Genomic DNA, 12,869 nt, shown 5'->3' with positions numbered 1-12,869 from the left:
TCACCCGGCTTTTTTGTTTTAAAATTTTAGATTTAATTATTTGATAAATAAGTGTTTATGGAGTTGTTAACAACGAAAAAATAACTCTATTAATTATCTTATAAATACTAAACCACACTTTTTAGATTGTAATTATTCAAGGACAGTTCTAGTATTTTTAGTATAAAATATGATTTAATTGTTTGAAAAATAAGTATTTATGGAGTTGTTAACAATGTGAAAACAACTCTATTAATTAATTAGATTCTAAATACAAAACCACACTTTTTAGATTGTAATTATTCAAGGGCAGTGCTACTATTTTAGTATAAAAATATTATTTAGTTATTTGATAAATAAGTGTTTATGGAGTTATTAACAACATAAGAACAACTCGATTTATTAATCAGTTCTATATGTAAAACAGTGTTTTTGAAATTATGATTATCAAGGGCAGTATTAGGATGTTGTTACAAAAGAAGATTACTCATTTTATATCTAAGCAATGACAATGTTAATAATGGATATAACAGAAATAGTATATGTAAATTTTTAAAAATTTTAGATTTAATTATTTGATAAATAGTAGATTGCGGAGTTATTAACAACATAAAAACAATACTATTTATTAATCGATTCTATGTGTAAAACAATGTTTTTCAGATTGTGATTATCAAGGACGGTTCTAGGATCTTGTTATAAGAGGAGATTTACTGGTTTTATGTCTTTATAATAATATTGTTAATAATGAATATACCAGAAATAGTATAAGAAAATCTTGAAAAAAAAAGGTTTATTTGTTTGATAAATAGTATGTTGTTGAGTTATTAACAACAAAAAAACAATACTATTTATAACGGATTATATATACAAAACAGTACTTTTTAGATCATGATTATCAAGAGCAGTTCTAAGATGTTGTTATAAAAGGAGATTTATTCGTTTTATATCTAAGTAATAACATTGTTAATAATGAGTATACCAGAAATAGTATCAGTTAATTTTAAATAATGTTAGATTTAATTATTTGATAAATAGTATATTATGGAGTTGTTAACAACGTAAAAACAATACTATTTATTAATTGATTTCTATTTGTAAAGCTTCCCTTTTTAGATTGTGATAATCAAGGACAGTTCTAGGATGATGTTATAAAAGGAAGTTTACTCATTTTATATCTAAGTAATAACATTGTTAATAATGAATATACCAGAATTAGTATCAGTAAGTTTTTTAAAAATTTGGATTTAATTATTTGATAAATAGTATATTATGGAGTTATCAACAATGTAAAAACAATACTATTTATTGTCACTTACCATAAACCAAACAAGAGTTTCTGTATCACAGTAATAAAAAAATATAAGGAAAGCGATTACTACCTGAAGGAGGATAATACCTGCATATTTTATCATAAACGATGGTTTACTCGTTTTATGTCTAAACAATAGCATTGCCAATAACAAACCAACACAACCTCCAATAGCAGTTATTGAAAACAGCATATTTTCGGAAATTCTGCGTTTATGTTTAACGGCTAAATATTTATCGTACCCAGCTAAGATAAAGGCAATACTATTTACGACAAAAAAATACACTAATAAAACTTTCATTGGCTTAAAATTAAAAACAAAGATATTATTTTAGTCGAATCAAAATTTAAGTGAAGAATATAAATAATGTAATTCATAATCAATGGGTCCAGTACAATTATTTGAGCAAAAAAAAGTAAGAAGCCATTATGATGCTGAAAATGAAATTTGGTATTTCTCGGTAATTGATGTGATTCAGATTTTAACTGGAAGTACAATTCCTAAAAGGTATTGGACTGACTTAAAAAAGAAGTTAAAAACAGAAGGAAGTGAAGCGTACGATAAAATCGTACAGTTGAAAATGCTTGCAGATGATGGAAAAAACAGATTGACAGACACTGCAGATACTGAAACTTTATTGCGTTTAATTCAATCTATTCCTTCTCCAAAAGCTGAACCTTTTAAACAGTGGTTGGCTAAAGTAGGATATGAAAGAATTCAAGAATTGGCTGATCCAGCTCAAAGTTTAGATCGCGCCCGCGAAAATTGGCAAAATTTAGGTCGTAGTGAGAAATGGATTCAACAGCGAATGACAGGGCAGGAGACTCGTAATAAATTGACTGATTATTGGAAAGAATCTGGAGTAGAGAAGAAGGACGAATTTGCGATGCTTACAAACATTATTCACCAAGAATGGACTGGACTATCTGTAAAGAAACACAAGGAAGTAAAAGGATTAAAATCTCAAAATTTGAGAGATCATATGTCTGAGGCGGAATTAATTTTTACCGCTTTAGCTGAGCTTTCTACCCGACAAATTGCTGAAAGTGATGAAGCTGTAGGACTTGTAGAGAATGCTAAAGCAAGCAAAAAAGGAGGCGCTATTGCAAAAAATGCACGTTTAGCCTTAGAAGATAAAACAGGAAAAAGCGTAGTAACAGGAGAAAACTTTTTGGCTCCAGATAAAAAAAGGCTAAAGTAAAGTTGAATTCAATTTTGACAACGTTAAAAAGTAAATAACAAAAACCATTGCAAACTTTGTAAAACACTTTGCATCTTTGCGGTTAAAATTAAATAAGAATGACTAATATTCAATTCATTGCCAAATCTGTTCAAACAGCTGCAATAAACATTCAAAACACAGTTAAATTATTAGAGGAAGATTGCACAATTCCGTTTATTTCAAGATATCGAAAGGATACAACAGGAAATCTTGATGAAGTTGTAATTGAGCAAATTGCAAAACTCCAAAAAGATTATGAAGTTATTGTAAAACGTAAAGAAGCAGTTTTAAAGTCGATAGAAGAACAAAAGTTACTTACACCAGAATTAAAACAAAAAATAGAACAAAGTTTTGATTTACAAGAGATAGAGGATTTTTATCTTCCGTTTAAAAAGAAGAAAAAAACAAAAGCCGATGTGGCGCGTGAAAATGGACTTGAGCCGTTGGCTAAAATTATCATGTCGCAAGGCAATGATGATGTTGATTTTATCTCGACTCAATATATTAATGAGAATGTTATAAACGAAGAAGCTGCTTTACAAGGAGCTCGTGATATCATTGCCGAATGGATTAACGAAAATATTTACGTTCGTAAGCAATTACGTAGATTATACCAACGTAAATCGACAATTGCAACCAAGGTTGTAAAGACTAAGAAAGATGATGAAAATGCGCAAAAGTTCAATCAGTATTTCGATTGGTCAGAACCATTGACAAAAGCACCATCACACCGATTATTGGCAATGCTTCGTGCTGAAAACGAAGGATTTGTAAAAATGAAAGTGGAAGTTGATATTGACGAAGCTTATGATGTTATTGATGAACTGGTTATAAAAGGACAAAATAACACCACACCACATATACAGTTAGCGATTGAGGATAGTTATAAACGGTTGTTGAATCCTGCTATAGGGAATGAGACTTTGCAAGAAGCCAAAGCTAAAGCTGATGCTAATTCTATTCAGGTTTTTGCTAATAACTTAGGACAGTTATTATTGGCACCGCCACTTGGGGAAAAACGAATTTTAGCTATTGATCCAGGATTTAGAAGTGGTTGTAAAGTGGTTTGTCTGGACGAAAAAGGAGATTTGTTATACAATGAAACTATTTATCCGCACGCACCACAACATGAAGATGCTATGGCGATGAAAAAAATTCGCTCGATGGTAAACTCTTATAAAATAGATGCAATTTCTATTGGTAACGGAACAGCTTCACGTGAAACAGAGTTCTTTATCAAAAAAATCGCGTTTGATAAACCAGTTCAGGTATTTATAGTTTCTGAGGCTGGAGCCTCGGTATATTCGGCATCTAAAATTGCTCGTGAAGAGTTTCCTGATTATGATGTTACGGTTCGTGGATCGGTTTCTATAGGGCGACGACTTTCGGATCCATTGGCAGAATTGGTAAAAATTGACCCAAAAGCTATTGGAGTAGGACAGTATCAACATGATGTTGATCAATCAAAATTAAAGGAAGAACTAGACAATACCGTAATTCGTTGTGTGAACTCGGTGGGAATAAACATAAACACTGCGAGTAAGCACTTATTAAGTTATGTGAGTGGAATAGGAGAGAAGCTTGCCGAGAATATTGTACAATATCGTTCGGAAAATGGTCCTTTTGAAGATCGTAAACAATTAAAAAAAGTACCTCGTTTAGGAGATAAAGCATATCAACAAGGAGCTGCTTTTATTAGAATCACCAATGCTAAAAATCCATTAGATAATTCGGCAGTACATCCTGAAGCATACGGTATTGTTGAAAAGATGGCTAAAGATTTAAAACTAACAGTTAATGATCTTATTGCTAATAAAGAAAGAACAGCTTTAATTAAACCAGAGAATTATATCACGCCAGAAATAGGTTTATTAACATTAAAGGATATCATTAAAGAATTAGAAAAACCAGGCTTGGATCCTAGAAAATCGGCTAAGGTTTTTGAATTTGATCCGAATGTAAAAACGATAAAAGACGTAAAAACTGGAATGATATTACCTGGAATTGTTAATAACATCACCAACTTTGGTTGTTTTGTTGACATTGGTGTTAAAGAAAGCGGATTGGTTCACATTTCTCAACTTAAAGCTGGTTTTGTAAGCGATGTAAACGAAGTAGTAAAACTACATCAACATGTAGATGTAAAAGTAACTGAGGTTGATGAGGATAGAAAGCGTATTCAGTTGACGATGATATTATAAAACAAAAAAATTCGAAATCCCAATAAATATATTGGGATTTCGAATTTTAAGACTTGAGAACTAATAAGTCTATTTTTTTTCTTCTTCTTCTTTTTTATCAGCTGGTTCTTTGTTATCGTCTTTAGCAGCGTTTTTGAATTCTTTAATTCCACTACCTAAACCTTTCATTAATTCTGGAATTTTTTTACCTCCAAAAAGTAATAAAACAACTGCTAATATAACAAGGATTTCTGTAACACCTAATCTTCCCATGATTGAATAATTAATTGCCGGAGCAAATTTGTATATAATAAAAGCAAAGGTATACAGAATTAGTTAATATGAATTGGTTTTATTATAAAAAATTTATTTCTAGTTAAGTTAAATATTTAATAAAAACCTATTTTAAAGGCAGTCCTATTGCATTTTGTCCGTTTTATCAACAGTATTAATTATTATATTTGTCAATTAAAGTACCACGATGTCTGAGAAAAAATTAAAACGAATCAAGTTTAGAAAGAAATTGTTTGTCAAAAACCGTTTGGTTATTTTGAACGAAGATACTTTTGAAGAAATTTTTTCTTTCAAACTTAACCTCATGAATGTTTTTGTAGTAGCCACTCTTGGAGCAATTTTTTTAATATTAATTACAACTTTTATTATAGCATTTACTCCGTTAAGAGAATTTATACCAGGATATTCATCAACAGAATTAAAGAGAAATGCAACCGAATTAGCTCTAAAATCTGACTCATTAACGGTGGCATTAAAGAAAAATGAAACTTATATTAAAGCTATTCAAAAAGTGCTTACTGGCCAATTAGAATATGCTAAATTTAACAAAGATTCAATCTTGTCGAGTGTTGAAGTAAAAGAGGAAGATGTAAACTTAGCCCCATCCGAAGAGGAATTAAAACTGCGTGAGGAAGTGGCAAACGAAGAAAAAAAGGAAAATACTAGTTCTGTTAAAAAGAATAAAAGTGATAAAAAACAAAAGTAAAGAATGTCTATAAAATCAGTCGCTGCAAAATTATTTGCCAGCAAAATTTATAACAATACACAGGCTTGGGCCAAAAAACCTGTCGAAACTCAAATGAAGGTTTTTAAGAGTTTGATAAATGGGGCAAAAGATACTGAGTTTGGAAAAGATCATCACTTTGATAAAATAAAAACCATTCAGGATTTTAAAAACTATGTACCTGTAAGAGATTACGAAGATTTAAAGTCATATATAGACAAAGTACGAGTAGGAGAGAAAGATATTCTCTGGAAAGGAAAACCACTTTATTTTGCTAAAACATCTGGTACAACTTCGGGAGCAAAGTATATTCCGCTTACCAAAGAATCAATGCCATATCATATTGAAGCTTCAAGAAATGCGATTTTGCATTATATTCATGAAACGGGAAATGCTGATTTTGTAGATGGTAAAATGATTTTCTTGCAAGGAAGTCCTGAATTGATAGAAAAAAACGGAATAAAACTAGGTCGATTATCGGGTATTGCAGCTCATTTTGTGCCAAAATATCTCCAAAAAAACCGTTTGCCATCATGGGAAACTAATTGTATTGAAGATTGGGAAACTAAAATTAATGCAATTGTTGGTGAAACAATAGATCAGGATATGACTATTATTTCGGGAATTCCGTCTTGGGTACAAATGTATTTTGAGCGATTAGAAGAGAAAAGCGGAAAGAAAGTAGGGGATTTGTTTAAAAACTTTAATCTCTTTATTTATGGTGGAGTTAATTACGAACCCTATCGCGCGAAGTTTGAAAACCTTATAGGAAGAAAAGTAGATAGTATTGAGTTGTTTCCAGCTTCGGAAGGGTTCTTTGCTTACCAGGATTCTCAAAAATCTAAAGGGATGCTTTTGTTATTGAACTCAGGAATTTTTTATGAGTTTATAAAAGCAGATGAGTTCTTTAGCGAAAATCCAAAACGATTAACAATAGGAGAGGTAGAGTTAGGTATAAATTATGTCTTGATTATATCTACAAATGCCGGGCTTTGGGGTTATAATATTGGAGATACCGTTCAGTTTACATCTTTATATCCGCATCGAGTTATTGTATCGGGAAGAATCAAGCATTATATTTCGGCATTTGGAGAGCATGTTATTGGTAATGAGGTCGAAAACGCTATGAAAGAAGCCATGGAAAATACCAATATCCGTATAAATGAATTTACTGTTGCACCACAAATAAATCCAACCGAAGGATTACCTTATCACGAATGGTTTGTAGAATTTGAAAATGAACCAGAAAATATGTTAACTTTCGCCGAAGCAATAGATGATTCTATGCGAAAGCAAAACATTTATTACGACGATTTAATTACTGGAAATATTTTGCAAAAGGTTGTGATAACTAAAGTTACTAAAAATGGTTTCCAGGATTATATGAAATCTCAAGGGAAATTAGGAGGACAAAACAAAATTCCGCGACTGTCTAATAACAGAGATATAGCAGACGCATTAAAAAATGAATAAAACTTAAAAGTTTCAAAAAATATATTAAGCATGAAAGAATCAAAAAACATTTCGAGATCAAGAGCACAAGAATCATCAGCTGCTATCGAAAAAATGTACATTACAATGCGCCATTTGTTTAACAGAGGTTTTTATAAACCAATGGGAATCTCGGGCGATACATTACGTGAAGCATTATTAGCTTTACGACCAGAAATTTACGGAAATATTGCCGAAGAGAAAGTAGAACTTAACGGACTTTTATATGTTATAGAACGACTTCCGGTAGGAATTGAACAATGTCGTTTTATTAATTTAACTTCAGATGAAGGATATTCTAAATCGCATTTTCAAGCGATTGTTCCTCCAAAAAGAAGAAGAAATTGTTATAGAATCGACGAGGAGCAAATGAACGTGGAAATTACTCGTGGTCGTTCTGATATCTATGATATTTTAACGCATTTGACTTTTATCTTTATCGAATCTCATAAAATCAGAAACAGAGTTTTATTAGATGATGGAGGCGAAGTTTCACGCGATTGGTTAAAACTTGAACTTGCAGTAATGCAAACCAAAAAGTTACCACTTGTAGAGAAAGAGAAAGCAATATCGCATGTTGCAAATATCTTAGGAAGAACATTTGAAGACGTTCTTAATATCTACGATGCTTTTGGATCAGAAGCTGAACCAGACAGGTTCTTACATATCATTTACTGGTTAGGAAAACTAGCAATCGAAGAAGTTGTTGAGAATAATAAACGTACAATTACATTCAGTCCTATTTTGCGAGAGCGTTTAGGACACCATATTCACGGAGAAATCTGGGCAACAAACATCAAGGAGGTTTTAAAAGCAAATGCGCTTCTTGACCGTCCTATACATGTTATAAGTGCTAATATGCATAGTGTAATGAATTCTATCTTTGCAACACCAGTTTTAAAAACTAAGTTCAAGGACAAGTCTGATTTCTTTATTTATGAAGAATTAAGTAAATCGGGGGCAAATGCAATACGTAAAGATGTTGAAGCAATTGCCTTGAAAAACGGAATGATTTCGTTACTGGATACTTCAGGAACAAATATCGACGTACAAATATTTGATACGGCTAAGATTGATTGGGCAAAAACAGCTTTTCCAAAAGCCGATTTAGGAGATAAAAAACCAGTAATCATAGTTATGGATTATGCGTTTGGAGAACAAGCTTATGAAACAATCGATGAGTTATTAAAACCATATAAAAAAGACACACTACTTAACGTAAAATCGGTTTCGATTATGGGTAAAGCAGGTATTCTAGAAGGTGGAAAAGGAGATATCATGATTCCGACAGCACATATAAATGAAGGAACTGCAGATAATTACTTTTTCGAGAATGAATTAAAAGGAGCAATGTTTGAAGGAAATGATATTGCAGTTTTTGAAGGAGCAATGGTTACCGTATTAGGAACATCATTACAAAACCGTGATTTATTAAAATTCTTTCACGAATCGACTTGGAGCGTTATTGGTCTGGAAATGGAAGGATCATATTACCAAAAAGCAATTCAATCGGCTTCAAAAATTAGAAAAAGCGTTCCGCATGATATAAAAGTTAGATATGCTTATTATGCATCAGATAACCCATTAGAAACAGGAAGTACTTTGGCTTCTGGAGGATTAGGAACAACAGGTGTAAAACCAACATATTTGATTACGATAAAAATTCTTGAGCAGATTTTTAACGTAAAATAATAACATTAGTATACAAGGGTACTTTTGTACCCTTGATAAAAACAAATTTGCGATTGATGTTATCGCAAAGATTAGATTACAATATTTTAAAGAATGTAATTTATAAATTCAATTACATTTACCACATACAAAAAATACAATGAAAAGAATACTTATTACAGGAGCAGCAGGATTTTTAGGTTCACATCTTTGCGACCGTTTTATAAAAGAAGGTTATTATGTTATCGGAATGGATAACTTAATTACTGGTGATTTAAAAAACATCGAGCATTTATTTAAACTTGAAAGTTTCGAATTTTATCATCACGATATTACAAAATTTGTACATGTTCCTGGAGATTTAGATTATATACTACATTTTGCTTCACCAGCAAGCCCGATAGATTATTTAAAAATTCCTATTCAAACTTTAAAAGTAGGTTCATTAGGAACACATAATTTACTAGGATTGGCTCGAGTAAAACAAGCAAGAATCTTGATAGCTTCAACATCTGAGGTTTATGGAGATCCTTTGGTTCACCCACAAACAGAAGAATACTATGGTAATGTAAATACAATAGGACCACGTGGTGTTTATGATGAGGCTAAACGTTTTCAAGAATCGATTACCATGGCGTATCATACATTTCATGGAGTAGAAACCAGAATAGTGCGTATTTTTAATACCTATGGGCCAAGAATGCGACTTAATGATGGTCGTGTAATTCCTGCTTTTATTGGTCAGGCACTTCGTGGAGAAGATTTAACGATTTTTGGCGATGGTATGCAAACTCGTTCATTTTGTTATGTAGATGATCAGGTAGAAGGAATTTTCAGATTACTACACTCAGATTATGTGTATCCGGTTAATATTGGAAACCCAGATGAAATTACCATTAAAGATTTTGCTGAAGAAATTATAAAACTTACAGGAACAAACCAAAAAGTAGTTTACCATCCGTTACCAATAAACGATCCATTACAGCGCCAACCAGATACTACAAAGGCAAAAGAATTACTTGGTTGGGAAGCAAAAGTAAATCGTGCCGACGGTATGAAAATCACATATGATTATTTTAAATCACTTTCTAAAGAAGAACTTTCTAAAGAGGAACATAAAGATTTTTCAAACTATATAAGATAAATGCGGACAAAAACAGGAAGATATTCAGGTTATATCCGACCCTTTTCATATTTGATAGATTTAATTATCATCAATGTATTTGCGGTTTATATAATTGATTTTCCTGTTAACCAAATAGCATTTCCTATAGCTTTAAGCGTCGCTTGGCTGTGTATCGCAGTTCATTTAGGTTTTTATGAAGTATATAGATATACCAAAGTAATTGCAATCTTAAATTGCGCACTCAGTCAGTATGTTTTATTTAGCTTAATAACATTTGCAATAGCTTATTTTTATTCTCAAAAAATAAGCTTACCTGCAGTGATAGTATTCATTAGCGCATCTTTCCTGGTGATACTAACAATTAAGTTTTCTGTTTATTTTTTCCTAAAAAAATATAGAGTTCTTTATGGAGGTAATTCCAGACGAGTTGTTTTAATGGGAAATAGCAAAAGTGTTACCCCGCTGCAAAACTTCTTCACAGAAAATCTGGATTACGGCTATAAACTGATTCATATATTTGATATTGAAAGTGAAGAGGAAGATCATATTAATAAAATGCTGGATTTTGTTTTAGTACATAAAATAGATGAAATGTATTGCTCTATGACCGATTTATCTCAACAACAAATGAGAGATATTATTCATTTTGCAGATAATAATTTAAAGACATTAAAATTTATTCCTGACGAAAAACAAATATTTTTCAGAAATTTCATGTTCGAATATTATGACTATATACCAGTTATAAAACTAAGAGATATTCGATTAGATGATAAATTTAATAAAGTTATTAAACGTGCTTTTGATATTGTCTTCTCCTTAACAATTTTAATTGGACTACTTTCCTGGTTAACACCAATTTTAGCCATTTTAATAAAATTAGAAACCAAAGGACCTATATTTTTTAAACAAAGACGAAACGGACTTAATAATAAAGAGTTTGATTGTTATAAGTTTAGATCAATGAAATTGAATGATGTAGCTCATTTAAATCAGATTACTAAAAATGATGTTCGGGTTACTAAACTTGGTAGATTTATGAGGAAAACCAGCATTGACGAATTACCTCAGTTTTTCAATGTTCTAAAAAACGATATGTCGGTAGTTGGGCCAAGACCGCACATGGTTAGTTATACCGAAAGATATGCTGTACAGGTTAATAAATTCATGGTGCGTCATTTTGTTAAGCCAGGAATTACAGGATTAGCCCAAACGAGTGGTTTTCGTGGTGAAGTCGAAACAGACAAAGACATTATCAATCGCGTAAAATATGATATCTTTTATATGGAAAATTGGTCTATTTTATTAGATATAAAAATCATTTTTGATACCGTTTATAATACGCTCAAAGGCGATGAAAAAGCATATTAATGGATTTAGTTTCTATTTTAATCCCTACGTATAATTGCGAAAATTTCATCCGCTCTACAATACAATCAGTACTTAACCAAAGTTATTCTCACTGGGAAATCATTGTAGTAGATGATGCCTCGACAGATAATACAGTAGCAATAATAAAAGAATTTGCTCAAGACAATAATCGAATAAAACTAACTGAATTAGAAAAAAATTCAGGAAATGGTTTTGCCAGAAACATAGCTTTGGATAAAGCAACCGGAAGGTATATAGCGTTTCTTGATGCAGATGATTTATGGTTTCCTTTGAAATTAGAAACTCAATTACAGTTCTTAAAAGATGAGAACTTACCTTTTACTTTTAGTTTTTATGAGTGGATTGATGAAGAAGGTAATGTTTTAAATAAAAAGATAGAAGCTCCACGAAAACTGACTTATCAACAATTGTTTTTTTGCAACTATGTAGGGAACTTAACTGCAATTTATGATGTTGAATTTTTCGGAAAAATAAGAATAGAAGCTACTCAAAAAAGGCAAGATTGGCGCTTGTGGCTCACAATTTTAAAACAAATCAAAGAAGCAAAACCTGTTCCTGAATATTTGGCTTATTACAGAATAAGAAAAAATTCTATTTCATCTTCAAAGTTCAAGTTAATAAAACATAATTTTGGTGTTTACAGACGATTCCATGGGTTTAATTTTGTGGTTTCCTGTATCTATATGACTCGGTTTTTGTTCACACAATTGGTTATTAAACCAAGATATATGAAGACATATTTTTTATAATTGTTCAAGGTCGCAATTTGAGGCCTTGAAGTATTATTTTTTGTTTGAAAATTGGAGACGCAATTTGTGACCTCCAATTTTTAAATTCTTTTTTAGTAAGTCTTTGAGAAAAACTTGAAGACGCAATTTGCGACATCAAGTTTTTAAGGTCACAACTTGTAAGCTTGAAGAATAAGAGAATTATTTTTTATATCCAATTTTTACTCTTTTATTTCCGTCTTCTTTTTTCTCTGTTAATTCATCCAAATAAGAAAAAACCAATTCAATATTTTTATCGTGATTCTCTAATTTCTTTTGAATCTGTAAGATATCAACCTTAATCTCTGTGGTGTCCAAAAGCATTTGTCTCACTTTCGTGAAAATACGCATAATCTGAATATTGGTTTGGATTGCTTTGTTACTTTTTAATATGCTTGATAACATTAGAATACCATGTTCAGTAAACACAGAAGGTAAATATTTTTGATGTGTACCACGTCCTTTCTTTAAGGTCGCAATTTGCGACCTTAAAGAATCGTACTCAAATTCAGTTAGTTGAAACATAAAATCTAATGGAAATCGAGATAAATTTCTTTTTACCTGTTCATTTAATCTTTTAGTTTCAACTTCATAAAGTGAAGCTAAATCGCTATCCAACATTACTTTTTGATTGCGGATAAAGTATATTTTGTTAGAAATAGTTTCTTCAGAAAGTAAAGAATGATCGTCCATGAGTTTTAATTAAAAAA

11 protein-coding genes are annotated in these 12,869 nt (G+C 31.2%); 8 read left to right on the top strand and 3 right to left on the bottom strand.

The genetic code is table 11. The features are described from left to right. Positions 1 to 1,280: 1,280 nt before the first annotated feature. Positions 1,281 to 1,592, bottom strand: a complete 312-nt coding sequence (locus B8T70_RS20785; RefSeq protein WP_086896088.1) for a DUF1294 domain-containing protein — start codon at positions 1,590 to 1,592, stop codon at positions 1,281 to 1,283. An 82-nt stretch (positions 1,593 to 1,674) separates the two neighbouring features. Between B8T70_RS20785 and B8T70_RS20780 the strand changes: the two genes are divergently transcribed. Beyond that, a complete protein-coding gene (locus B8T70_RS20780) occupies positions 1,675 to 2,493 on the top strand; it encodes a BRO family protein (protein ID WP_086896087.1) in 819 nt (272 codons plus the stop codon). Positions 2,494 to 2,591: 98 nt separating this feature from the next. Continuing rightward, on the top strand, positions 2,592 to 4,715 hold the full coding sequence (locus B8T70_RS20775; RefSeq protein WP_086896086.1) for a Tex family protein: 2,124 nt from the start codon (positions 2,592 to 2,594) through the stop codon (positions 4,713 to 4,715). A gap of 69 nt (positions 4,716 to 4,784) precedes the next feature. Here B8T70_RS20775 and tatA read toward each other — a convergent pair whose 3' ends face one another. Beyond that, positions 4,785 to 4,967, bottom strand: a complete 183-nt coding sequence (tatA, locus tag B8T70_RS20770; RefSeq protein WP_035620201.1) for a twin-arginine translocase TatA/TatE family subunit — start codon at positions 4,965 to 4,967, stop codon at positions 4,785 to 4,787. A 208-nt stretch (positions 4,968 to 5,175) separates the two neighbouring features. Between tatA and B8T70_RS20765 the strand changes: the two genes are divergently transcribed. The 6 genes from B8T70_RS20765 (at position 5,176) to B8T70_RS20740 (ending at position 12,141) form a co-directional block, all read left to right on the top strand. Then, on the top strand, positions 5,176 to 5,694 hold the full coding sequence (locus B8T70_RS20765; RefSeq protein WP_039113303.1) for a hypothetical protein: 519 nt from the start codon (positions 5,176 to 5,178) through the stop codon (positions 5,692 to 5,694). A gap of 3 nt (positions 5,695 to 5,697) precedes the next feature. Continuing rightward, entirely contained in the window at positions 5,698 to 7,185 is a 1,488-nt protein-coding gene (locus B8T70_RS20760) for a GH3 auxin-responsive promoter family protein (RefSeq protein ID WP_086896085.1), read from the top strand. 30 nt (positions 7,186 to 7,215) lie between these two features. Further along, positions 7,216 to 8,895 carry a hypothetical protein gene (locus tag B8T70_RS20755; protein WP_039118619.1) on the top strand — a complete coding sequence of 560 codons (1,680 nt, stop codon included), beginning with the start codon at positions 7,216 to 7,218 and terminating at the stop codon, positions 8,893 to 8,895. A gap of 139 nt (positions 8,896 to 9,034) precedes the next feature. Next, entirely contained in the window at positions 9,035 to 10,018 is a 984-nt protein-coding gene (locus tag B8T70_RS20750) for a UDP-glucuronic acid decarboxylase family protein (protein WP_035620191.1), read from the top strand. Continuing rightward, on the top strand, positions 10,019 to 11,371 hold the full coding sequence (locus B8T70_RS20745; RefSeq protein WP_039113306.1) for an exopolysaccharide biosynthesis polyprenyl glycosylphosphotransferase: 1,353 nt from the start codon (positions 10,019 to 10,021) through the stop codon (positions 11,369 to 11,371). Next, positions 11,371 to 12,141 (top strand): glycosyltransferase family 2 protein, encoded by a 771-nt coding sequence (locus B8T70_RS20740; protein WP_086896084.1) that lies wholly within the window; start codon positions 11,371 to 11,373, stop codon positions 12,139 to 12,141. Before B8T70_RS20745 ends, B8T70_RS20740 begins: the two co-directional genes overlap by 1 nt. A gap of 180 nt (positions 12,142 to 12,321) precedes the next feature. Here B8T70_RS20740 and B8T70_RS20735 read toward each other — a convergent pair whose 3' ends face one another. After that, positions 12,322 to 12,852 (bottom strand): ORF6N domain-containing protein, encoded by a 531-nt coding sequence (locus B8T70_RS20735; protein ID WP_086896083.1) that lies wholly within the window; start codon positions 12,850 to 12,852, stop codon positions 12,322 to 12,324. Positions 12,853 to 12,869: the final 17 nt, after the last annotated feature.

The organism is Flavobacterium sp. AJR (genome assembly GCF_002156885.1).
Classification (GTDB): domain Bacteria; phylum Bacteroidota; class Bacteroidia; order Flavobacteriales; family Flavobacteriaceae; genus Flavobacterium.
The sequence above is the reverse complement of the archived record's forward strand: the minus strand, read 5'-3'. Positions and strand labels throughout refer to the sequence as shown.

What these genes read in the sequence shown, in the direction of transcription:
- B8T70_RS20785 (WP_086896088.1), bottom strand. Translation starts at nt 1,592, where the DNA reads ATGAAAGTTTTATTAGTGTATTTTTTTGTCGTAAATAGTATTGCCTTT.
- B8T70_RS20780 (WP_086896087.1), top strand. Translation starts at nt 1,675, where the DNA reads ATGGGTCCAGTACAATTATTTGAGCAAAAAAAAGTAAGAAGCCATTAT.
- B8T70_RS20775 (WP_086896086.1), top strand. Translation starts at nt 2,592, where the DNA reads ATGACTAATATTCAATTCATTGCCAAATCTGTTCAAACAGCTGCAATA.
- tatA (WP_035620201.1), bottom strand. Translation starts at nt 4,967, where the DNA reads ATGGGAAGATTAGGTGTTACAGAAATCCTTGTTATATTAGCAGTTGTT.
- B8T70_RS20765 (WP_039113303.1), top strand. Translation starts at nt 5,176, where the DNA reads ATGTCTGAGAAAAAATTAAAACGAATCAAGTTTAGAAAGAAATTGTTT.
- B8T70_RS20760 (WP_086896085.1), top strand. Translation starts at nt 5,698, where the DNA reads ATGTCTATAAAATCAGTCGCTGCAAAATTATTTGCCAGCAAAATTTAT.
- B8T70_RS20755 (WP_039118619.1), top strand. Translation starts at nt 7,216, where the DNA reads ATGAAAGAATCAAAAAACATTTCGAGATCAAGAGCACAAGAATCATCA.
- B8T70_RS20750 (WP_035620191.1), top strand. Translation starts at nt 9,035, where the DNA reads ATGAAAAGAATACTTATTACAGGAGCAGCAGGATTTTTAGGTTCACAT.
- B8T70_RS20745 (WP_039113306.1), top strand. Translation starts at nt 10,019, where the DNA reads ATGCGGACAAAAACAGGAAGATATTCAGGTTATATCCGACCCTTTTCA.
- B8T70_RS20740 (WP_086896084.1), top strand. Translation starts at nt 11,371, where the DNA reads ATGGATTTAGTTTCTATTTTAATCCCTACGTATAATTGCGAAAATTTC.
- B8T70_RS20735 (WP_086896083.1), bottom strand. Translation starts at nt 12,852, where the DNA reads ATGGACGATCATTCTTTACTTTCTGAAGAAACTATTTCTAACAAAATA.